This is a genomic window from Nonomuraea sp. NPDC004580 (assembly GCF_040609855.1).
Taxonomy (GTDB): domain Bacteria; phylum Actinomycetota; class Actinomycetes; order Streptosporangiales; family Streptosporangiaceae; genus Nonomuraea; species Nonomuraea salmonea.
Map to the genome: position 1 here is coordinate 69,911 of NZ_JBEXLH010000031.1, position 22,760 is coordinate 92,670.

Sequence of the window (22,760 nt, forward strand, 5' to 3'; positions counted from 1 at the left end):
GGTGCGGACCGCACGCCGGATGAGCGTCCCGGGCCGGAGGGTGCGGCGGCGATGGGCGCGCCCGGGCTCGCTGGACCGGGGGACGGCCCCGCGACCGGGCCGTTGGTGAGGCCGGTGGGCCCGGTGGTGCGCCCGGTGGTGGGGCCGGTGGTGGGGCCGGTGGTGGGGCCGGTGGTGGGGCCGATGGCCTCGCGGGTGGTCGCGGTGCGGGAGCGGATGGTGACGGATGGGGTGGATGCGCTGGTTTTGCGGCCCTCGCCCGATTACCGGTACCTGGGGGGCGGCGAGGGGGCGTTCCTCGTGGTGACGGCGGAGGTGGTGGCCGAGACGGACGATCCCGCCTCGCTGATGCCCTCAGGGGTGCGGCGGGTCGGGGTGGACGCTGAGATGCGGGTGCGGGAGCTGTTCGGGCTGGCGATCGAGGCGGAGTTCGTACCGGCCTCGACGGTGCTGGCGCCGCTGCGGCTGTGCAAGGAGCCGGGCGAGGTGGCCGCCATCAGGCGGGCCGTTTCTGCGGCGGAGGGCGTGCTGGCGGGGGCGCGGGAGCTGTCCTGGTTCGGGGCGACCGAGCGGGAGATGGCCAGGCGGCTGGGGCTGCTGCTGGTCGAGTCGGGGTGCGAGGACGTGACGGCGCTGCGGGTCGCGGCGGGAGAGCACACGGCCAGGCCCTCGCACGTGCCCGGCGACCGGGTCATCAACCCCGGGGACGCGGTGACCGTGTCGGTGTGCGGGCGGTGGGGCGGTTACTGCGCGGAGGCCGCCCGGGTGTTCGTGGTGGCCGAGCCGCCGGAGGACTTCGACGCGATGTACTCGGTGGTGCCGGCGGCGTACCGGGCGGGGCTGGCCGCCGTACGTCCCGGCGTCCCGATGTCGGAGGTGGCCACGGCGGTCACGGAGGTGATCGACGGCAGCGGCTACGGCCGCTACGCCTCCCCGCACGTCGCCCACGGCATCGGCCTCGGCCCCGACGAGGGTCCTCGTCCCGGCGAGGACGCCGTCCTGTCCGCGGGCATGACGTTCTGCCTGGAGCCGGCGATCCACGTACCGGACCTGTTCGGCGCCCGCCTGGCCGACGTCATCGCCTGCACGGAGTCAGGCGCCCTCCCCCTGGGCTCCCTCCCCCACACCCTCCACGTCCTCGACCGCTGATCCCACTCCCACGAGCACCGCAAGCCCGAGCGGGCGAGGGCTCCCCACCCCACCCCCCAAAGGACGCGAGCCCGTGAGGCGGAAAACCTCCAAAGGACACAAACCCCAAAGGGCGGGGTTCCCACCCCATCCCCGAAGGACACGAGCCCGTCCGACGGGAGAGCCTCCGAAGGGTGTGAGCGCCCGAGGGGGTGGGTTCTCGGGGTGGGGAAAAGGGCTGGACTAGGCTGGTCCGGGCGATCGGTTGGGGGCGTTCGTGGACCAGTTCGTGCTGCTCATGCTGGTGCTCCTGGGGGCGCTGCTCATGGTGCCGCTGGGTGACCGCCTGGGCCTGCCGCCGCCGGTGCTCATGACGTTGCTGGGCATCGTGATGGCCGTCCTGCCCTTCGTCCCGAACGTGGACGTACCGCCTGGCATCGTGCTGCCCCTCCTGCTGCCCCCGCTCCTGTACGCGGCCGTCCAGCGCACCTCGTGGCGCCAGTTCGCGGCCAACTGGCAGCCGATCTTCCTGCTCGCGGTGGCGCTGGTGTTCGTGACGACGGCGGCCGTGGCGGGGGTGGCGCACGCGCTGGTGCCGGGGCTGCCGCTGGCCGCGGCGATCGCGCTGGGCGCGCTGGTGGCCCCCCCCGGACCCGGTGGCGGCGACGGCGGTGGCGGGCCGGCTGGGGCTGCCCAGGCGCATGGTGTCGCTGCTGGAGGGCGAGGGCCTGTTCAACGACGTGACGGCGATCGTGCTGTACCACGTGGCGATCGCGGCGGTGGTGACGGGCACGTTCTCGTGGCCGGGGGCGCTGACCGAGTTCGTGCTGTCGGCGGTGGTGGCCGTCATCGTGGGGCTGGCGCTGGGCTGGCTGGGCGGGCGGCTGATGGCGTGGCTGGGCGACGCGACGCTGCAGGTGGGGGTGTCGCTGCTGGTGCCGTTCGTGTCGTACGCGCTGGCCGACCAGTTGCACGGCTCGGGTGTGCTGGCCGTGCTGACGACGTCGTTCTACCTGAGCGAGCGCATGTCGGACGCCGACGACGTGCTGGGCAGGTTCGCCTCGGCGACGTTCTGGCAGGTCGTGGACACGCTGGTGACCGGGGTGGCGTTCGGGCTGATCGGGCTGGAGCTGCACGCGGTGCTCGGCACGGTGCACGGGCGGCTGGGCGAGTTGCTGTGGTGGAGCGCCGCCGTGGTGGGCGTGGTGGTCCTCGTACGGCTGGTGTGGCTGCTGCCGGCGGCCTGGCTGGCGAGGAAGGCGCGCGGTCCTGGCCACGAGGACACCGAGATCCCGCTGAGCTGGCGGGAGACGGTGGTGATGTGGTGGGCAGGCATGCGCGGGGTGGCGTCGGTGGCGCTGGCGCTGGCCATCCCGCTGGAGACGGAGGACGGCGCGTTCCCGCAGCGTCCCGTCATCGTGTTCATCGCGTTCGCGGTCATCCTGACGACGCTGATCGTGCAGGGCCTGTCGCTGCCGTGGCTGGTGGGCAAGCTGGGCGTGAAGGCGGACACGGCGGCGGAGCGGGAGCTGGAGAAGCGGCTGGCGGTGGCGGCGGCGAAGGCGGCCAAGCGGCGGCTGCGCGAGATCGACGAGGCCGAGGGCCTGCCGGAGGAGGTGATGGAGGTGCTGAACCGCCGCCTGCTGGACATGGGGGTGCGGCTCAGCCCCGAGGCCGCCGACGAGGAGCGGCGGGAGGCGTACGAGCAGCGGGTCCGCCGGGTCAAGCTGATGCGCCGGGTGCAGGACGAGATGATGTCGGCGGCCCGCCAGGTGGTGCTGGACGCCCGCCGCGACCCGGCGGCGGACCCGGCGATCATCTCCCGCATCCTGCGCCGGCTCGACGCCCGCAGCCTGCGCTGACCACCACGGCATGACGGCGTGTGACGGTTCGCGGCGAAGGGTAGTCATGGAGCATGCTGCGCATCGGCACGTGGAAGCCCGCTGTGTCGCCCGTCCCCCCGGCCGGTGCGCCGGCTGACGTCGTGGTCTGCGGGTGGCATGACAGCGGGCCGCCGCCCTGCGCCACCGGAGTGAAGATCATTTACACGCTCGTCGGGCCGGTGCCGGAGTTCCCCGGGTTGCGGGTGGGGCGGCCCGTCGCGCGGGGGGCCGAGGAGATCGCCGAGCTGCTGCTGCAGGGGGCCGACGTGGTGCTCACCGCGCCGGGCGGGTGCCCCGCGGCGCCGGTCGTGGCGGCGGGCATCTGGCACTACGGCTGGACCAGGGACGACGCGGGACCGCTCGCCGGGGCGACGGTGGCCGGGCTGGCGCTGGCGGCGCAGCCGGGGCCGTGCTCGGCGGAGATCAGGCGCGACGGGCGCAGCTCGCTCGACGGCGACGTGTCGGCGGCGGCCATCCGGGCGCGGCTGGCCGACCGGTTCTCCGGCGGCCGCTACCGCACGCCGGAGGTGACGGTGCCGCTGGAGTCCGTTCGCCTGAGCCAGGAGGCCCCGAGCAGGATCGGCATCGCCTTGCACGCGGAGGCGGCCCCCTGAGACGGCGCTGAGACCGCGCTGAGACGGCGCTGAGACGGCGCTGAGACGGCGCTGAGGTTCCGCTACGAAAGACCCCCGCCCTCTTGGTGGTACCGGACGAATCCCGGGCGCCCCTCCATGGCATAACGTCGCCATGGAACCTCAGTGAGGGGAAAGGGTGAAACGTTGATCGAGGTCAGGGAGCTCCACGAGATGCCGGAGTTGGAGGGCGTCTACACGCTGTTCGACGACATCTGGGATTTCGGCTCCAGCGACCCGCCCATCACGATGGAGCTGATGCGCGCGCTGTCGCACGCGGGCGGCTACGTGGCCGGCGCCTTCGACGGCGGGCGCCTGGTCGGCGGCTCCGTGGGGTTCCTGGCCGCCGGCAACGCCCTGCACTCCCACGTCACCGGCTCGGTCGCGGGCCGGGGCATCGGGTTCGAGCTGAAGCAGCACCAGCGCCGCTGGGCACTCGAACGCGGCCTGACCCGCATCACCTGGACCTACGACCCGCTGGTACGCCGCAACGCGCACTTCAACCTGGCCAAGCTGGGCGCGCGCCCGGTGGAGTACCTGCCGTACTTCTACGGCGTCATGGAGGACGCGATCAACCAGGGTGACGAGTCCGACCGGCTGCTGGCCTCATGGCCGCTGACCGCGCCGCACGTCGAGGCGCTGGCCAGACGGGAGCCCGGTGACACGCCGGCGCCGGAGGGCGCGGTGATGGCGCTGGCCGACGAGGGCGGCCGGCCGGCTCCCGGCCCGGTGGACGCGCCGGTGGTGCTGGTCGCGGTGCCACCCGACATCGAGGCGCTGCGCAGGGCCGACAAGGGGGCGGGCAAGGCGTGGCGGCACGCCGTCCGTGATGTGCTGGGAGGGCTGATGGCGGAAGGCCGCAAGGTGACGGGGTTCGCCGCGAAGTCGTACTACGTAGTGGAGAGCATGTGAAGATCACCGGAGTGGAGCTGCGCAGGATCGCGATGCCGCTGGTGTCGCCGTTCCGCACCTCGTTCGGCACCGAGACCGCGCGTGACGTGCTGCTGGTCAGGGTGGTGACGCCCGACTCCGAGGGCTGGGGCGAGTGCGTGGCGATGAGCGAGCCGCTCTACTCCTCCGAGTACGTCGACGGCGCCGCCGAGGTGATCCGCCGCTTCCTGCTGCCCGCGCTGCCCGCGAACCTCGACGCGAACCAGGTGGCCGGCGCCCTTGAGCCGATCAAGGGCCACCGGATGGCCAAGGCGGCGGTGGAGACGGCGGTGCTGGACGCGCAGCTGCGGGCGGCGGGCGAGTCGTTCGGCCGGTTCCTGGGGGCGTCGCGGACGCGGGTGCCGTGCGGCGTGTCGGTCGGCATCATGGACTCGATCCCGCAGCTGCTCGACGCGGTGGCGGGTTACATCGACGAGGGGTACGTCCGGGTCAAGCTGAAGATCCAGCCGGGCTGGGACGTCGAGCCGGTCAGGGCGGTGCGCGAGCGGTTCGGCGACGGCCTGCTGCTCCAGGTGGACGCGAACGCCGCGTACGCGCTGTCCGACGCGCCCAGGCTGGCCCGGCTCGACGCGTTCGACCTGCTGCTGATCGAGCAGCCGCTGGCCAACGACGACCTGGTGCAGCACGCGAAGCTGGCGCAGCGGCTGCGCACGCCGATCTGCCTGGACGAGTCGATCGAGTCGGCCGAGCACGCCGCCGCGGCGATCGCGCTCGGCTCGTGCTCGATCGTCAACATCAAGCCGGGCCGGGTCGGCGGCTACCTGGAGGCGCGGCGCATCCACGACCTGTGCCGGGCCAACGGCATCGCGGTGTGGTGCGGCGGCATGCTGGAGACCGGCCTCGGCCGGGCGGCGAACGTGGCGCTGGCCGCGCTGCCCGGCTTCACGCTGCCGGGCGACACCTCCGGCTCGCGCCGCTACTTCGCGACCGACGTCACCGAGCCGTTCGAGCTGGTGGACGGCCACCTGGAGGTGCCCGCGGGCCCGGGTCTCGGGGTCGAGCCGATCCCGGGCGTGCTGGACGAGGTCACCACCGCCACGGAGTGGATCACTCTCTGAGCCGCGGCACCGCGGCCAGCAGGGCGCGGGTGTAGTCGTGCGCGGGCTCGCCGACGACCTGCTCGGCGGGCCCGACCTCGACCAGCCGGCCGCGGTGCATGACGGCCACCACGTCGGCGACGTACCGCACGACGGCCAGGTTGTGCGAGATGAACAGCATCGACAGGCCCAGCTCGTCGCGCAGGCCGCGTACCAGGTTGAGCACCGCTCCCTGCACCGACACGTCGAGCGAGCTGGTGATCTCGTCGGCCACCAGCAGCTCGGGGTCGCCGCCGAGCGCGCGGGCGATGGCGACGCGCTGCCGCTGCCCGCCGGACAGCTCGCGCGGGTAGCGACCGGCCAGCTCGGCGGGCAGCCGGACGAGGCCGAGCAGCCGCTCCACCTCGCCGGGGCCGCAGCCCTCCGCGATGGTGCGGCCGACGGTCATGCGGGGGTTCAGCGAGGCGTACGGGTCCTGGAAGACCATCTGCACCCGCCGCGCCCCCTCCACGCTGCCGGTGTGCGGCACGAGCCCGCACACGGCCCTGGCGAGGGTGGACTTGCCCGACCCCGACTCGCCGACGAGCCCGACCACCTTGCCGTCGGGGATCTCCAGCGTGACGTCGTCCACGGCGGTGAAGGCGCCGAAGCGCACGCTCAGGTTCTTGACGATCACTTGACCTCCCAGCAGGCGGCCCGCCGGCCGGGGCCGAGGGCGACGAGTTCTGGACGCTCGCTCGCGCAGCGGGCGGTGGCCAGCTGGCAGCGCGGCGCGAACGCGCAGCCGGGCCCGACGTCCGCGGGCGCGGGCTGGGTGCCGGGGATGCCCGCCAGCGGCGTGTCGCGGTCGGTGTCGAGGTCGGGCAGAGACGCGATGAGCGCCTTCGTGTACGGGTGCGCGGCCCCGTCCGCGAGCCGGTCGGCGGGCAGCTCCTCGACGACGCGGCCGGCGTACATGACGACGACCCGGTCGCACAGCTCGCCCACGACGGCGATGTCGTGCGAGATGAACAGCGTGGCCGCGCCGGTCTCCTCGACGACCTCGCGCAGCAGCTTCAGGATCTGCCGCTGCACGGTCACGTCGAGCGCGGTGGTGGGCTCGTCGGCGATGACGAGGCGGGGCGCGCCCATGAGCCCCATCGCGATCACGGCGCGCTGCCGCATGCCGCCGGACAGCTCGTGCGGGTGCTGCCCGGCGCGCCGCTCGGGCTCGGGCAGGTGGACCTGGCCGAGCCGGTCCACGGCGCGGCGGCGGGCGTCGGCGCGGGTGGCGCCCTCGTGCACGACCGCGACCTCGGCGAGCTGGCCGCCGATCTTGAGTGCGGGGTTGAGCGCGGCCAGCGGGTCCTGGAAGACCATGGCGAGCGCGGTGCCGAGCTCCTTGCCCGACAGGGTGGCGACGTCCTTGCCGCCGAGCCGCAGCGCGGCGTACGTGACGGCGCCGGGATAGGGCACGAGGCCGCCGATGGCGGCGGCGGTCATGCTCTTGCCGCTGCCGGACTCCCCCACCAGGCCGACGATCTCGCCGGGCGCGACGGTGAGCGACAGGTTCCGTACGGGCGACGCGCCGCCGGGGAACGAGACGGTCAGGTCGCGCACCTCCAGCACGGCCTCCGGGTCGGGGGCCGGCGGCTCGCCGGGCGGCGCGGCGGGCACGGCCCGGCCGCGCGGCACGGTGGTGCGCGCCGCGGCCTTGGCGAGGGCGTCGCCCAGCAGGTTGAAGCCGATGCCGGCCAGCGCGATGGCGGCGGCGGGCCCGAGCGCCACCTCGGGGGTGACGTAGATGCGCGGGAACCCGTCGAACAGCAGCCGTCCCCAGTCGAAGTCCGGCGGCTGCACGCCGAGCCCCAGGAACGACAGTCCGGCGAGGCCGAGCAGCGCGCCGCCGAGTGCCTGGGTGAGGTGCAGGATGAGCGGCTCGGCGATGTTGGGCAGCACGTGCCTGGTCAGGATGCGGCGGCGCGGCACGCCGAGCATGCGGGCGGCGGAGACGTAGTCGGCGCCGGCGACGGTGGCGGCCAGGGTCTGGGTGAGCCGGGCGAAGCCGGGGGCGATGGCCGCGCCGATGCCGAGCACCGCGCCGCGCGCCCCGAGCCCGCTGACGACGGCCGTGAACATGGCCAGCAGCAGCCCGGGGAAGGCCACCAGCGCGTTGACGGCGCCGGTGGCCAGGCGGGCGCCGCGCCTGGGCAGGATCGAGGGCAGTGTGCCCAGCACGACGCCGGCGAAGGCGCCGATCAGGGTGGCGGCCAGGGCCAGCAGCAGCGAGTAGCGGCCCGCCACCAGCACCCTGGCCAGCAGGTCGCGGCCGAGGTTGTCGGTGCCGAGCGGGTGGCCCGGCGAGGAGCCCTGGAGGATGGCGGCGGCGTCGATGCGGTCGGCCTCGGCGCCCCAGATGACCGGCCCGAGCACGGCCAGCAGGGCCATGGCCGCCACGATGACGGCCCCGGCCACGCCGGGCACGTTCCGCCGCAGCCGCCCCAGCAGCGGGGTCATCATGCCTCCTTGATCGCGGACGTCGGGTCGAGCGTGCCGAGCACCAGGTCGACGCCCAGGTTCACGACCAGCACGATCGCCCCGTAGACGAGCACCACGCCTTGGGCCACCGGGTAGTCCTTCTGGGTGACCGATTCGACGATCTTGAGCCCGAGTCCCGGCCAGGCGAAGACGTACTCGACCAGCACGCCGCCCGCGATGAGCGAGGTCAGCAGCAGGCCGCCGACGGTGAGGGTGGCGGTGAGCGTGTTGGGCAGCACGTGCCGCAGGTGCAGCCGGGCGGCGGGCAGGCGCTTGGCGCGGGCCAGCCGCACGTAGTCCTTGCCCAGCTCGCGCAGCGTCTCGACGCGGGAGATGCGGGCGATCATGGCGGCCGGGCCGATCGCGAGCGCGGCGACCGGCAGCACGTACGTGATCACCCCCGCCTTGCCCGCGGGCGGGAACCAGCCGAGCCCGATGGCGAAGACGGCCACCAGCGCGATGGAGTACAGGAACTCCGGCACCGCCACCGCCGCGCCCGTGCCGGCGCTGAAGGTGAGCTCGGTGCCGCGGTTGCGGCCGTTCTCCGTGCGGATGGCCGCCCACATGCCGAGCGGCACGGCCACCAGCAGCGCCACGAGGGTGGCGAGCAGGGCCAGGCTCAGCGTGTTGGGCAGGCGGGCCAGGATGACCTCGCCGACCGGCTCGCCAGTCACGAACGAGGTCCCGAAGTCGCCGGAGAAGACGCCGGTCACGTAGGTGACGAGCTGCTCGGGCAGCGGCCGGTCCAGGCCGAGCGCCGCCCGGCGCGCCTCCACCAGCTCGACCGGCGCGGCCGGGCCGAGGGCGGCGCGCACGGGGTCGCCGGGGATGAGGTGGATCATCGCGAACGTCGCCACCACGAGCACGGCCAGGGACACCAGGAAGCGCACCAGCCGCCGTACGCCGACACGACGGCTCATCAGCCCCCCTGCGTGAGGCGGATGGAGGTGGTCGTGAACATCCCGGCGAGCATCTCGTACGTGGCGCCCTTCGACGCCTCCAGGACGTTCGTCTCGACCACCGGCACCAGGTCGGCGTCCTCGAACAGCGCCGACTCGGCCTGCAGCCACTTGTCGCAGCCCTCGGCCGCGGGCACCTTCGACGCCTCGGCGACGAGCGACTGGTAGCGCTTGTTCGCCAGGTGCGCGAAGTTGGCGCCCTTGGGCGCGCCGGGGCCGGACAGGAAGCCGACGAGCTGGCTGGGCAGGGTGACGCCGATGGGCAGCCAGACGACGTCCCAGTCCTGGGTGGCGTTGAGCGACTCCGACAGCTTGGTGTCGATGGCGCCGTTCAGCTTCACCTCGGCGCCGATCTTGCCCCAGGCGGTGGCCAGGTACTCGGCGGCGGCCTGGACGCCGGCGCCGCGGGTGGTGGCGTACAGGTAGCGCAGGGTGAGCCGCTTGCCGTCCTTGACGCGCACGCCGTCGGAGCCGGCCTTCCAGCCGGCCGCGTCGAGCGCCGCGGCGGCGGCCGCCGGGTCGTGCGCGGGCACGTGTCCCGTGACGGTGTCGCCCTGGCAGGGACGGGGGTGCAGGACGAGCCCGGTGGGCGGCTTGCCGGTGCCGCTGGAGGCGATGCCGGCCAGCTCCTTCAGGTCGATGGCCTGGGTGAGCGCCTTGCGCACGGCGGGGTCGCGGGTGGGCCTGTCGTCGCCCTGGTGGTAGAAGAACTGGCCGTTGGCGACCGGCGTGACCGCCTTGGTGACGCCTGGCGCGGCCTCCACGCGGGCGCGGTCGGGGCCGTAGAGGGTGATGCCGTTGAGCGAGCCGGCGACGAGGAGGTTGGCGGCGGTCTGCTCGTTCGGGACGATCTTCAGCACGACGGTCTCCGGCGCCTCCTTGATGGAGCTGCCCGGCCTGCCCCAGGCGTACTCCCTGCGCACCTTGAACGTGTAGTGGTCGCCGGGCACCGCCTCGGTGAGCTGGTAGGCGCCGCTGCCCGAGGTGGAGCGGGCCAGCAGCGAGCGGTCCTTGGCGCCCTTGCCGCAGACCACGAAGACGGCGCGGCCCGTCTCCAGGATGAAGCTGAACGGCTCCGGCATGGACAGCGTCACGGTGCCGGCCGCGTCGTCGGCCTCCGCCTTCATGCCGGTGGGCACCAGCACGCCGTAGATGGACGACTTGGTGGCGGGGTCGGTGATGTGGTTGACGCTGGCGGCCACGTCGGAGGGGGTGACGGGCGAGCCGTCGGAGCAGACGGCGTCCTTGCGCATGGTGAAGGTGACCTTGTCGGGCTCGACGTCCCACTTCTGCGCCAGCGCGGGGACGATCTTGCCGTCGGCGTCCACGCCGACCAGCGTGTCGTAGGCGAGCGAGAGCGTGGTGTTGGTGACGTTGAGCACGCCCATGGCGGGGTCGAGCACGCCCGGGTCGGCGGGCAGCGCGTACGTGAACGTGCCGCCCCCGGCCGGCCCGCCTGCCGCCCCCGTCCCTCCGCAGCCGGCCGCGAGCAGGGCGAGCGCGGCGAGGCCCGCCGCGAATGGTGTTCTCATGGGTACTCCAGACGAGCGTGGGGGTGAGGTCCACCTTCGCGGCTGCGCCGTGGCGCGTTCTTCGGTGCCGGCCACGAAAAAGCTCGGCCGTCTAGTGCTGGCGTCCGAAGATCCGCATCTGGAGTTGCACGGTGAGCCGGGCGTCGGGGTCGCTCAGGTCGAGCCCGCCGATCTCGGTGAGCCGCTTGAGCCGGTAGCGGAAGGTGTTGGGGTGCACGTGGACGCGGGCGGCGGCCAGGTTGACGTCGCCGAACGCGTCGAGGTACGCCCCCAGCGTGGCGGCCAGCTCGGTGCCGTGCTCGGCGTCGTGCTCCAGCAGCCGCTGGTAGGGGCCGGTGGGCGCCTGCTCCTCGGCGGCGGCCACGTCGGCGACCTGGAGCAGCAGCGATTCGAAGTGCACGGCGGTGTAGCCGGCGACCTGCCCGCCGGCGCCCCGGGTGCGCAGCACGCGCAGGGCCCGGTCGGCGTCGGCGCGGGAGCGGGCGACCTGGGCGAGGTTGAGCGCGAGCCGGCCGACGCCGACGTTGGCGGCGTGGCGGGGGCCGACCCTGGCGAGGAAGCTCTCGGCCACGCGGACCGCCCGCTCCTCCTCGCCGCCGCCGGGGGTGAGGGGCAGCACGGCGTAGGCGACGGAGCCGGCGAGCGCGGCGGCGGCCTTGGGGTGGATGGCGGCGACGTGCAGGGCGAGGGCGTCGCAGAAGCGCTGCCGCTCGCTCTCGCTGCGCGCGTGGTCGGCCGCGTAGTCGGCGAGGTGATCGGAGAGCCGGTCGGAGGCCCGATCGGAGGCCCGGTCGGAGGCGTGCCAGGAGGTGCGGGCGGTGTCGCCAGGCGGGCCGGTCAGCTCGGCGGCCAGCACGCACAGCCGGGCGGTCGCGATGCCCAGCCGGCCGGCCGCCTCGGCGGCGTCGGCGCCGCCCGCGAGCACGGTGGACAGCAGGTCGGCGCGCAGCCGCCGCTGGGTGTCGGCGCCGGCCCGCTCGTGCAGCAGCCGCAGCGCGACGACCTTGGCGGCGTCGGCGAGCGCGCGCTGCCGCTGCGGGGTGAGCGGCTCGTGCACGGCCGCCCAGATGGAGCCGAGGATCTCGTCGCCCGCCCGCACCGCGACGGCGACCCGGTCGATCACGCTGCCGTCGTGCAGCTCGATGTAGACGGGCTCGCGGCTCTGGTAGAGCCGCTTGAAGGCGCCCTGCTCGTCGAGCAGCCGCAGGTAGCGCTCGGGGACCTGGCGGCCCAGCACGGTCTCGACGCGGCCCTGGTCGGCCTCCTCCTGCCGGCCGGAGAACGCCAGCACCCGCGACGACCTGTCCTCGATCGTGACGGGCGCGTCGAGCAGCGCGCACACGGCGTTGGCCAGCGCGAACAGGTCGCCGTGCGCCCCCTCGCCGGGCTCGGCCAGGTCGCCCTCGGCGAGCAGCGAGCGCACCAGCGCCGCCACCTGCGCCCAGGAGGCGGCCCTGGTCAGGCCGAGCACGGCGACGCCGGTCTCCAGCACGGCGGCGCGCACGCGTTCGTCCACGTCGACGGGCAGCTTGACGACGACGCCGGCCGCGTGGGGCACGCGGGCCAGCAGCGCGCAGACGTCGGCGGCGCCCTGCACCCCGACCGCGAGCACCATCGCGCCCTCGGGCACGATCAGCTCGTCGAGGGGGTCGTAGATGTGCACGCCCGTGACCTCGGCGTCGAGGTCACCCGGCGAGGCGGCGACGTCGAGCACCGTGGTGCCGAGGTCGTCGAGGATCCGCCCGAGGCCGGCGCGCGGGCGAATTCTCATGGGGTCACGATAGTTCACCCCGTCTTGGGCGTGGCACGGGCGCCCATGTGCACGTACGGGGTGCCGTCGGAGAGCTCGTAGAAGACGACCGCGAGCCAGTCTGGGGCGTCGGGCTCCTTGCACGCGAACAGCGGCCGCTCGCCGCCCTCCACGGGGACGAGCCTGCGCTCCACCGGCTCCGGCTCCAGCTCGGCCAGCGCGCCGGTGGCCTCCATCGTCAGCCACGGCCCGTCGTCCTTGACCGACACCGTGATGCGGGCGCCGGCCCGCTCGTAGACGCCGGCGTACGGGGTGGCGTCCACCTCGATCGGGGTCTCCGGCGGGGCGGGCATCCGCGGCACGGCGAGACCGTCCAGCTCGGCGAACAGCTCGGTCGCCACGGCGCGGGTGAAGGCGCCGGAGTGGCCGCCGTTGGCGGTGACGCAGGCGATGGTCCCGGTGCCCGGCACGGCCCAGAGCATGGCGTGCTGGCCGATCGTGTTGCCGCCGTGGGACAGCACGCGCCGGCCGCTCCACTCGTCCAGGATCCAGCCGACGCCCCACTGGCGGCCGAGCCCGTGCGGGTTGGGCACGTCCACCTGCGGCTCCCACATGGCCTGCGGGTCGTCGAGCAGCCCGCCCTCCAGGTGGGCCCGCGCGAAGGCGACCACGTCGGCCGGGCGGGCGCAGATGAGCCCGGCCGGGCCGGCGCTGCGCATCAGCCCCCACACCGGGGCCGGCGCGCCGCCGTCCACGTGTCCCATCGCGGCGCGGAAGCGCAGCACGTCCTCGGGCAGCGTCCAGGTGTGGGTCAGGCCGAGGGGTTCGGCGATCTCCTCGCGCAGCAGGGCGTCCCAGGTCTTGCCGCTCAGCTTCTCCAGGACGCGGCCGGCGATGACGAAGCCGGAGTTGCAGTAGGACTGGGTGACCCCGATGGGGTGGTTCTGGGCCAGGTCGGCGCAGGCCTCGACGTACTTGGCCACGCAGTCGTCGCCGCGGCCCGTGTCGAGGAACAGGTCGCCGTCGATGCCGCTGGTGTGGGAGAGCAGGTGCCGCATGGTGACGGTCTTGCTGACCTCGGGGTCGGCCACCCTGAACCCGGGCAGCACCTCGGCGACCGGGGTGTCCAGCGTCAGCCTGCCGCGCTCGGCCTGCTGCATGAGCAGGGTGGCCGTCCAGACCTTGGTGATCGAGCCGATCTGGTAGAGCGCGTCGGGGGTGGCCTCGACGCCGGTGGCGGTGTTGAGCGTGCCGGCGGCGACCTCGGTCAGCTCCCCCTCGTGCAGGTACGCCAGCGCCGCTCCTGGCACCTCGTACCGGGCGATCAGCTCGGCGAGCCGCTGCTGACCCATTGCTCCAGCCACGCGATGATCCTTTCGTTGTAGTCGTACCGGTGTGAGGGCCGGCCGTTCAGGATGAACAGGTGGGAGGCCCCCGGGTAGCGCACGAGCCGGACCGGCACGCGGCGCTCGCGCAGCGCGGCGAACCACTGCTCGGCCTGGCCGATCGGGCAGCGGTCGTCGTTCTCGCCGTGCAGCAGCAGGGTGGGTGCGGTGACCTCGCCGACGCGGGTGATCGGCGACTGGGCGGCCAGGTCGCCGTGATACTCGTACGTCTTGAGCAGGTGGCCCAGGTCGGAGGTGCCGGAGATGCTGCTCAGATCGGTGACCGCGCCGCCCGCGACGGCCGCCTTGAACCTGCCGGTCACGCCGGTCAGCCAGCACGTCATGTAGCCGCCGTAGCTGTAGCCGGTGACGGCCAGCCGTTCGGGGTCGGCGACGCCGTCGGCGACGAGGGCGTCCACGGCGGCCAGGAAGTCCTGGGTGTCGGCCAGGCCCCAGGCGCCCGCCGTCGCCTTGTAGAAGGCCTCGCCGTAGCCGTCGCTGGCGCGCGGGTTGAGGGTGAGCACCGTCCAGCCTTGCGCGGCGAGCGCCTGGTGGTAGAGGTGGAAGCCGTCGAGGACGGGCGCCCAGGCGTTGTGCGGGCCGCCGTGCACGTCGAGCAGCAGCGGGCCAGGCCCGGTGCGGCTCTCGTCGCGCAGCACGAACCCTTCGACCTCGGTCCCGTCGGGGGCTGTGAAGGTGCGGCTGACCGGCACGTACGGGTCGATGCCCGCCGGGGTGTGCCGGGTGAGCCGCTCGGGGGTCGTGCCGGCGAGGTCCAGGAGGAAGACCTCGCCGGGGCTGCGGGGCGTGGCGGCGACGTAGGCGACCTTGCCGGCGGCCACGCTCGCGCCCGCCACGCTGACGTCGTCGGGCACCAGCCTGTGCGCGGGGGCGCGGTAGAGGCGGGTCAGGCCGCGGTCGCGGGCGCAGAACAGCAGGTCGTCGCCGTGCGCGGCGGGGACGGCGCCGGGGTAGCCGGGGTGGCCGACCATGACGTTGCGGTCGAGCCCTGTCTCCACCTCGGCGGCGCCGTCCTGGCCGAGCTCGAACAGCCGGACGTGGCCCACCGGCTCGCCCTTCTGCGCGGCCACCACCAGCCGGTCGCCGAGCCACCAGGCGCCGGCGCAGAGCAGCCCGGGGTCGGTCAGCCGCTCGGGCTTCCCGCCGGTCGCGGGCACCGCGTACACGCCGGCGTCGAGCTCCAGGTCGGGGTCGGGCTCCAGGGCCGCGGTGAACGCCAGCATGGCGCCGTCCGGCGACCACGACGGCTCGCCCGCGTGCAGGTCGCCCTCGGTGAGCCGGGTGGACTCTCCTGACGCGACGTCCACCACGAAGAGGTGCGTGGTGATCCCGCGCAGCAGGCCCGCGCCGTCGGCCTTGTGGTCGAGCCGGTCGGCCACCACGGGCGCGTGCGGGTCGGGCGGCCCGCCGTCGCCAGGGCCGACCGGGCCCGCGTAGGCGACCTTCGTGCCGTCGGGCGACCACACGGCAGGGCCCGCGCCGAGCGGCGCGTTCGTGAGCGGCGCGGGCTCGCCGCCGTCCATGGGCAGCAGGTGCAGCTGCGCGGCGCCGTCCACCGTGCGCAGGAACGCCAGCGTGCGCCCGTCCGGCGACCAGCGCGGCGCGCTGCCCTCCGCCAGCCGGCGCGGCTGCGCGCCGGGGACGGCCAGCCACACCTCGGTGCGGTTCTCGTCGGCCGCGCGGTCGACGCTCGTCAGCGTGTACGCCACCGCGCCGCCGTCGGGACGCAGGGCCGGGTCGGAGGGGACGGCGAAGCCGAACAGGTCGTCCAGGGTGAGACGTCGCATATGCGAACCGTAGGCCACCGGCATCGGCCCTGCTTCGGCCTCCCGGACGAACGCCCGGCCCCTGGTTGTGCCCTGCTACAACCGGCCGGGGAACCAGGTGGTCCCGCCGGTCGGGGAGAATGACGGGGCGAACGTTAAGGTTAAGATCCCCCGCCGGTCACCGGCACCTGTTTCCCCCCGAGTTTTCCCGAGAATGGATGGTTCAAGCATGGTACGCACGCCGGAACGGCAGGTGGCCGTGTTCGGTGCCGGTTACATCGGTCTGGTGACCGGCGCCTGCCTCGCGGAGCTGGGTCACCGGGTCGTGGTCCGCGACATCGACCCCGGCAAGGTCGCCCTGCTGCGCTCCGGCGACGTGCCGATCTACGAGCCCGGCCTCGGCGACATGATCGCCAGGAACAAGGAGCGCCTGTCCTTCACCACCGACCTCGGTGAGACGCTCGACGGCGCCGAGATCGCGTACGTGTGCGTCGACACCCCGCCGTCCGCCTCGGGCGACGCCGACCTGTCGCGCGTCTGGTCGGTCGTGCGCTCCCTCGAAGGCGCCGAGCACCTGCGGGCGGTCGTGATGAAGTCCACCGTGCCGGTCGGCACCGGCACCCGCGTGCGCGCCGCGCTCGACGAGGCCGGCCTGTCCCACGTCGGCTACGCCGCCAACCCCGAGTTCACCGCCGAGGGCAGCGCCGTACGCGACTTCATGCGGCCCGACCGCATCGTCATCGGCTCGGCCGACGACGCCACCGCCGCCCTGGTCGCCGAGCTGCACGAGGGCATCGAGGGGCCGGTCGTCGTCATGGACGTGCGCTCGGCCGAGATGGTCAAACTGGCCTCCAACGCGCTGCTCGCCACGAAGATCAGCTTCATCAACGAGATCGCCACGCTGTGCGAGAAGACCGGCGCCGACGTCGAGGAGGTCGCCCGCGCGGTCGGCCTCGACCACCGGCTCGGCCCCCACTTCCTGCGGCCCGGCATCGGCTGGGGCGGCTCCTGCTTCCCGAAGGACTCCGAGGCGCTGCGCCAGCTCGCCTCCAACACCGGCTACCACCTGCAGCTCCTGTCGGCCGTCATCGAGGTCAACAACCTGCAGAAGCGCCGCGCGATCCAGAAGCTGAAGGACGAGCTGGGCACGCTCACCGGCATGCGGGTGGCGCTGCTCGGGCTGACGTTCAAGCCGGGCACCGACGACATGCGCGAGGCCACCAGCACCGTGCTGGCCGGGCGGCTGCTGGCCGAGGGCGCCGAGGTGCGCTGCTGGGACCCGATGGCGCGACCGGCCGAGGTCGAGCCGTGGACCTCCACCACCCGCCTCGCCACCCCCGAGCTGGCCGTCGAGGGCGCCGACGCGGCCATCGTGGTCACCGAGTGGCCGCAGCTCAAGGAGGCCGACTGGGCCGGGATGGCGGCGACCATGCGGCGTCCCGTGCTGTACGACGGGCGCAACCTGCTCGATCCGAAGGAGATGCGCGGGCTCGGCTACACGTACATGGGGGTCGGCCGCCCCTGACTCACGCGGCGGAATAATCCGTTGCGGTTCGTTGCTGACGACCGCACTATGAACATCATGTTCCCGCTCGCCCACCTCGCGACGCCCGCACTGCCGGGCGCGTTCGGGCGTGCCTGCGACGGCCTGGAGCGCCGACCTCTTCCCGTAAGTCCCTGAAGTGACCCGGCGGGGGGAGGTCGAACCGGCCCACACGGGTCACTCACTCCGCAGGTTTCAGGGAAAGGGAACCGATGGCCAAGCAGGCCTACGTACGCAACAAGCCGCATCTCAACATCGGCACCATGGGTCACGTCGACCACGGCAAGACGACGCTGACCGCCGCCATCACGAAGGTGCTGGCGCAGCGTGGGCAGGCGACGTACACGCCGTTCGAGCGGATCGACCGCACCCCGGAGGAGGCCTCCAGGGGCATCACGATCAACATCTCGCACGTCGAGTACGAGACCGGCACCCGCCACTACGCCCACGTCGACATGCCGGGCCACGCCGACTACGTGAAGAACATGATCACGGGGGCGGCGCAGCTCGACGGCGCGATCCTCGTCGTGTCCGCGCACGACGGCATCATGCCGCAGACCAAGGAGCACGTGCTGCTCGCCAAGCGGGTCGGCGTCGAGCACCTGGTCGTCGCCGTCAACAAGGCCGACGGCGCCGACCCCGAGCTCGTCGACCTGGTCGAGCTGGAGCTGCAGGAGCTGCTCGCCGAGCACGGCTACCAGGACGTGCCGATGGTGCGGGTGTCCGGGCTGCGGGCGCTGGAGGGCGACCCTGTCTGGACGGCCTCCGTCGAGGAGCTGCTGCGGGTGGTGGACGAGCACATCCCCGTGCCCGTGCGGTACGTGGACGCGCCGTTCCTCATGCCGGTCGAGAACGTGCTCACGGTCACCGGCCGGGGCACGGTCGTCACCGGCGCCATCGAGCGGGGCACCGTCCGCGTCGGCGACACCGTCGAGGTGGTCGGATTCGGCGAGGGGTTCACCGCCGTCGTCACCGGCGTCGAGACGTTCGGCAAGACGATGGAGCAGGGCGAGGCCGGCGACAACGCGGCCGTGCTGCTGCGCGGGATCCGCCGCGAGCAGGTGCGGCGCGGGATGGTGCTGGCCGCGCCGGGCAGCCAGCGGGCGCTCGGAGCCTTCACGGCCCGGGTCTACCTGCTGACGCCGGAGGAGGGCGGCCGGCGCAAGCCGATCGCCTCCGGCTACCGGCCGCAGTTCTACCTGCGCACGACCGACGTGCCGGGCGAGCTGACCCTGCCGGACGGCGTCGAGAGCGCCGCCCCCGGCGAGACGGTGGAGGTGACGGTGACGCTGGGCAAGGCGGTCGCGCTGGAGGCGGGGCTCGGCTTCGCCATCCGTGAGGGCGGCCTCACGGTCGGCGCGGGCACCGTCCTCACCGCCTGACACCGACGGCACCCCTGACGGCCGTCCCGGTCATCACGACCGGGACGGCCGTTCTCATGCGCGCCCGCCCCTGGGCGGGGGTCCTCACGCGAAGGCGCGCGTCCTCACGCGGGGGTGAAGCGGAGGCGCAGGGTGGCCTGGTGGGGCGGCAGGTCGTACACCGGGAGCGGGCCAGGGCCGCAGGTGGCGGTGCCGATGCCCTGGTGCGCGAGGTCGAGGTGGAGGTGCAGGCGGTCGCCCGGCACCAGGTCGGGGCGATGCCGGGCGGCCGTCAGCTCGGTGGTGCTCCACCTGCGCGCCGTCAGCCCGAACGGGGGCTCGCCCGACACGCTGATGCCGCCCTGCTCGCCGGTGAGCACGGCCCAGCGGACGTCCGCGCGGTGGCCGTTCTCCTGCGGGTACACGTACGGCGTCTGGAGCTCCTCCACCGTGGCCGACCAGCGGCCGACGCGGGCGGCCATCCCGGTGTCCGGGTACGACTCCCCCGGCCCCGGCCCGAACCAGGTCACCCGGTCCACGGCGGCGCCCGGCAGCGTCATGTCGACCCCGAGCCGCGGGATCGGCCCGGGCCACTCGCCCTCCGGCTCGATCTCCAGGGCCAGCCGCAGCCCGCCGTCGTACGTCCACCTGTAGGTCGCCCGCATCCCGAGGTCGGTGGCGGCCGCCGCGACCCGCGTCCGTACGACGAGCTCGTCGCCCACGCTGACCTCGTCCACGCGGTGGGTGAGCCGGTGCAGGCCGAGCGCCCGCCAGCGGCCCTCGAGCCCGCCGTAGCGGTCGTTGTCGGTGGGCGCCCGCCACAGGCCGAGCCTGGGCCCCTCGACCTCCAGCCCGAACAGCCGCACCAGCCGCCCGGACGCGTCGAACGCGCAGTCACCGGCGGTGATCAGCCCATCTCCGGTGAACGCGGTCGTGCGGGAGGCGGGCGTGGGTGTGGGTGTGGGTGTGGGTGCAGAAAGCCGGGTCTGGCCCCAGGCGACCTCGTGCCCGGCCGCCGCCCACGGCTGGTCCCCGGCCAGCTCGGCCCGTACGGTGAGCCACCGCTCGCCCTCCGGCCCGCCGCCCGCGCCGGGCAGCGCGACCTCGCCGCCGTCCGCCGGCACGTCGAGCACGTGCTCGGCCACCGTCTCGCCCTCCACCTGCACGGTCGCGGTGAACCGGAGGTGGGACAGGTCGCGGAAGCCGTACCCGTTGACGACCCGCACGACGTCGTCGCCGAACGTGAAGCGGACCGGCTCGAACACCTTCTTCAGGTCGATCAGGCCGGGCGACGGCGTCCTGTCGGGGAAGACGAGGCCGTCGATGACGAAGTTCGAGTCGTGGACGGGCTCGCCGTAGTCGCCGCCGTAGGCGTACTCGTGGACGGGGTGGGCGATGCCGTGGTCGATCCACTCCCAGATGAACCCGCCGGCCAGCCTGGGGTAGCGCTCGAACAGCTCCTGGTACTCGGCGAGGCCGCCGGGCCCGTTGCCCATCGCGTGGGCGTACTCGCACTGCAGGAACGGCAGCGTGCGCCGGCGCGCGTCCAGCTCGGGGTCGTCGAGCGGGTCCTCCTCCCGCTTGCCGATGAGCTCGACCTCGGCGTGGGAGGCGTACATGCGGGAGTAGACGTCGGTGTGGGCGCAGGAGCGGTCGCCCTCATAGTGCAGCGGCCTGGACGGGTCGCGCTCGCGCGCCCAGCCGGCCATGACGGCGAGGTTGCGGCCCACGCCCGCCTCGTTGCCGAGCGACCACATGATGACGCTGGGGTGGTTCTTGTCGCGTTCGACCATCCTGCGCATGCGGTCGAGCAGCGCGTCCTCGTAGCGGGGGTCGTCGGTGGGGTTGGCGCGCCAGCCGACCTCCCAGAAGCCGTGCGTCTCCAGGTCGCACTCGTCGATCACCCACAGGCCGAGCTCGTCGCACAGGTCGAGGAAGCGCGGGTGGGGCGGGTAGTGGCTGGTCCTGACCGCGTTGACGTTGTGCCGCTTCATCAGCAGCACGTCCTCGCGCATGGTCTCGTACGGCACCGCCCGGCCGTGCTCCGGGTGGAACTCGTGCCGGTTGACGCCCTTGAGCAGCAGCGGCCTGCCGTTGGCGAGCAGCACGCCGTCCTCGACGGTGATCGTCCTGAACCCGGCCCGCAGCCGCACGGTCTCCCCGTCGCCGGTGACGACGGCCTCGTACAGGCGGGGGGTCTCGGCTGTCCACGGCTCGGCCTCGACGGTGATCTCGCCGCCCGGCTCCAGGCCGGCCACGCCCAGCTCGGGGAGGCTCAGCGGGCCGGGACCTTCGAGGTAGGCGAGCACGCCGCGGCCGTCCCGGTAGTCCGCGCGGACGTACACGTCGGCGGTGGAGCGGGTGAGCGTGACGTCGCGGAAGATGCCGGGCAGCCACCACATGTCCTGGTCCTCCAGGTACGTGGCGGCCGACCACTGGTGCACCCGCACGGCCAGCACGTTGCGGCCGGGCCGCAGGTAGGGGGCGGCGTCGTACTCGACGGGCAGCCGGCTGCCGGTCGAGAAGCCCAGCTCGTGGCCGTTGAGCCAGACGCGGGCGAACGACTCGGCGCCCTCGAACCGCAGCCGCCCACCCTGCCGCCCACCCTGCCAGCCCTCGGGCAGGTCGAAGACGCGGCGGTAGTCGCCCGTCGGGTTCTCGCCGGGGACGTGGGGCGGGTCGATCGGGATGGGGAAGGAGACGTTGGTGTAGGCGGGGGCGCCGTGGCCGTGCAGGTTCCAGTGGGACGGGACGGGGAGGTCGTCCCAGCCGGAGTCGTCGTAGCCGGGGGCGGTGAAGTCCTCGGGGACGTCGGCGGCCGGCGACAGGCGGAAGCGCCACGTGCCGTTGAGGCTGATGGCGGGGGCGTCGGAGTGGAGGGCCGCTCGGGGGGCGAGCCGGCCCGAGCCGGGGGTGAAGGTTTCGAGATCCATCGCCGCTGAGCCTAGAGGTTGGGGGAGGTTTCGTCAGCGATGGGGTCCTTCGTCCGGACCGTACGCGGGGGTTCATGGGCCGGAGGCGGCCAGGTAACCCGCCAGCAGGGCCTCCGCAACCGCCCCGACCGCCTCGTCGTCCGGCAGGAACCGCGGGCTGTGCAGCCCGGCCACGGTGTCCACGCCCACGAACATCATCAGCGACGACGCCACCGCGCCGTACCTGGCGAAGTCGTCGGCCCCGCACGAACGCAGCTCGTCCGACACCGTCCAGCCCTCACGTCGCAGCCGCTCCCCCGCCCGCAGCGCGAGATCGTGGTCGTTGATGAGGATCGGCTCGCCGGGCAGGATCTCGACGTCGGCCGTGCAGCCGTACGCGCGGGCGGTGTCCCTGATCACCTGCCTGAACCTGACGTGCAGCTCCTCGCGCCAGCTCTCCGACATCGTGCGCAGGGTGCCGGTGGCCAGCGCCTCGCCCGGCACGGCATTGGGGGTGGTGCCCGCCGTGACCGTGCCGAACGTGACCACCGTCGGCACCATCGGGTCGGCTGCCCGGCTGACGAGCTGCTGCGCGGCCACGATCACCTGCGCCATCGCGAGCACGGGGTCGCGGGTCAGATGCGGATACGCCGCGTGCCCCTCGGCCCCCGTGACCCGCACCCTGAACTCGTCGGACGACGCGTTGACCGGCCCCGGCGTGCAGGCGATCGTCCCCTCCTCCAGCACCGGCTGCACGTGCGCCCCGACCATCGCCCGCAGCTCGTGCCGGTCCAGCGCGCCGGACCGCACGACGTCCTGCGCCCCCGACGGGTACGTCTCCTCGCGCGGCTGCAGCACCACCAGCAACGGCACCGGCTCCGCCCCACCCACTACCGCGCCCACTACCTCGGCCACCGCCTCCGCCGCGCCTTCCATGGCGGCCTCGGCGACCTCCTCCACCACCCCGGTGGCGGCGGGGCGTGCGGAGGATCCGCCGGCGGGGCCCGCATCCGCGACCGCTTCCGCGGCGCCCTGGGCGGCGGCTTCCGTCATGACCTCCGAGGCCGCCTCCACCGGGCCGCCGGCGGCGACCGTGGCGACGGCGCGGGCCAGGGCGACCACGGCGGCCAGGTGCACGTCGTGGCCGCAGGCGTGCATGGCGCCGTTGGTGGCGGCCCACGGCACACCCGTACGTTCGACGATCGGCAGCGCGTCCAGCTCGCCCCGCACCCCCACGGCGGCGCCGGGGCCGCCGACGCGCAGCACGGCCCCGGTGCCCGCCACGTGCTCGACGAGACCGTCGGGCAGCGCGTCGAGCACCTGCTTGAGCGTCGGCGCCTCCTGCCCGGACACGCGGGGCGCCGCGTGCAGCTCGCGGCGCAG

At 73.9% G+C, this 22,760-nt stretch carries 16 protein-coding genes and 1 pseudogene; 8 read left to right on the forward strand and 9 right to left on the reverse strand.

Annotation, left to right across the window (positions count from 1 at the left end; genetic code table 11):
• Positions 1–114 precede the first annotated feature (114 nt).
• The 6 genes and pseudogenes from ABZW11_RS28080 (at position 115) to menC (ending at position 5,652) form a co-directional block, all read left to right on the forward strand.
• A complete protein-coding gene (locus ABZW11_RS28080; RefSeq protein WP_355423054.1) occupies positions 115–1,149 on the forward strand; it encodes a Xaa-Pro peptidase family protein in 1,035 nt (344 codons plus the stop codon).
• Positions 1,150–1,453: 304 nt separating this feature from the next.
• Positions 1,454–1,714, forward strand: a pseudogene (locus tag ABZW11_RS28085) (cation:proton antiporter); the annotation flags it as partial.
• Positions 1,715–1,784: 70 nt separating this feature from the next.
• Positions 1,785–2,990, forward strand: a complete 1,206-nt coding sequence (locus tag ABZW11_RS28090; protein ID WP_355423057.1) for a sodium:proton antiporter — start codon at positions 1,785–1,787, stop codon at positions 2,988–2,990.
• Between the two features lie 53 nt (positions 2,991–3,043).
• Entirely contained in the window at positions 3,044–3,625 is a 582-nt protein-coding gene (locus ABZW11_RS28095; RefSeq protein WP_355423060.1) for an acyclic terpene utilization AtuA family protein, read from the forward strand.
• A 165-nt stretch (positions 3,626–3,790) separates the two neighbouring features.
• Complete coding sequence (locus ABZW11_RS28100; protein ID WP_355423063.1) at positions 3,791–4,555, forward strand: GNAT family N-acetyltransferase; 765 nt, start codon at positions 3,791–3,793, stop codon at positions 4,553–4,555.
• A complete protein-coding gene (menC, locus tag ABZW11_RS28105) occupies positions 4,552–5,652 on the forward strand; it encodes an o-succinylbenzoate synthase (protein ID WP_355423066.1) in 1,101 nt (366 codons plus the stop codon). Before ABZW11_RS28100 ends, menC begins: the two co-directional genes overlap by 4 nt.
• On the opposite strand, the gene ABZW11_RS28110 is transcribed toward menC, so the two are convergent.
• The 7 genes from ABZW11_RS28110 to ABZW11_RS28140 form a co-directional block, all read right to left on the reverse strand.
• Positions 5,642–6,307, reverse strand: a complete 666-nt coding sequence (locus ABZW11_RS28110; protein ID WP_355423069.1) for an ATP-binding cassette domain-containing protein — start codon at positions 6,305–6,307, stop codon at positions 5,642–5,644. The two genes, menC and ABZW11_RS28110, sit on opposite strands and share 11 nt — an antisense overlap.
• Complete coding sequence (locus ABZW11_RS28115; protein ID WP_355423072.1) at positions 6,304–8,130, reverse strand: dipeptide/oligopeptide/nickel ABC transporter permease/ATP-binding protein; 1,827 nt, start codon at positions 8,128–8,130, stop codon at positions 6,304–6,306. The genes ABZW11_RS28110 and ABZW11_RS28115 overlap by 4 nt, the downstream gene beginning before the upstream one ends.
• Positions 8,127–9,068 (reverse strand): ABC transporter permease, encoded by a 942-nt coding sequence (locus ABZW11_RS28120; protein ID WP_355423075.1) that lies wholly within the window; start codon positions 9,066–9,068, stop codon positions 8,127–8,129. Before ABZW11_RS28120 ends, ABZW11_RS28115 begins: the two co-directional genes overlap by 4 nt.
• Positions 9,068–10,639, reverse strand: a complete 1,572-nt coding sequence (locus ABZW11_RS28125; RefSeq protein WP_355423077.1) for an ABC transporter substrate-binding protein — start codon at positions 10,637–10,639, stop codon at positions 9,068–9,070. Before ABZW11_RS28125 ends, ABZW11_RS28120 begins: the two co-directional genes overlap by 1 nt.
• A gap of 91 nt (positions 10,640–10,730) precedes the next feature.
• A complete protein-coding gene (locus ABZW11_RS28130) occupies positions 10,731–12,410 on the reverse strand; it encodes a helix-turn-helix domain-containing protein (protein WP_355423080.1) in 1,680 nt (559 codons plus the stop codon).
• Between the two features lie 14 nt (positions 12,411–12,424).
• Positions 12,425–13,753 carry a serine hydrolase domain-containing protein gene (locus ABZW11_RS28135; RefSeq protein ID WP_355423082.1) on the reverse strand — a complete coding sequence of 443 codons (1,329 nt, stop codon included), beginning with the start codon at positions 13,751–13,753 and terminating at the stop codon, positions 12,425–12,427.
• A complete protein-coding gene (locus ABZW11_RS28140; protein ID WP_355423085.1) occupies positions 13,714–15,582 on the reverse strand; it encodes a S9 family peptidase in 1,869 nt (622 codons plus the stop codon). The genes ABZW11_RS28135 and ABZW11_RS28140 overlap by 40 nt, the downstream gene beginning before the upstream one ends.
• Positions 15,583–15,790: 208 nt before the next feature.
• Here ABZW11_RS28140 and ABZW11_RS28145 point away from each other — a divergent pair, with 208 nt between their 5' ends.
• Complete coding sequence (locus tag ABZW11_RS28145; RefSeq protein ID WP_355423088.1) at positions 15,791–17,086, forward strand: UDP-glucose/GDP-mannose dehydrogenase family protein; 1,296 nt, start codon at positions 15,791–15,793, stop codon at positions 17,084–17,086.
• A 230-nt stretch (positions 17,087–17,316) separates the two neighbouring features.
• A complete protein-coding gene (tuf, locus tag ABZW11_RS28150) occupies positions 17,317–18,486 on the forward strand; it encodes an elongation factor Tu (protein ID WP_355423091.1) in 1,170 nt (389 codons plus the stop codon).
• 104 nt (positions 18,487–18,590) lie between these two features.
• Here tuf and ABZW11_RS28155 read toward each other — a convergent pair whose 3' ends face one another.
• Entirely contained in the window at positions 18,591–21,398 is a 2,808-nt protein-coding gene (locus ABZW11_RS28155) for a glycoside hydrolase family 2 TIM barrel-domain containing protein (RefSeq protein WP_355423094.1), read from the reverse strand.
• Positions 21,399–21,470: 72 nt separating this feature from the next.
• Positions 21,471–22,760, reverse strand: a 1,290-nt coding sequence (locus ABZW11_RS28160; RefSeq protein ID WP_355423097.1) for an amidohydrolase, incomplete at its 5' end; no start/stop codon positions are given.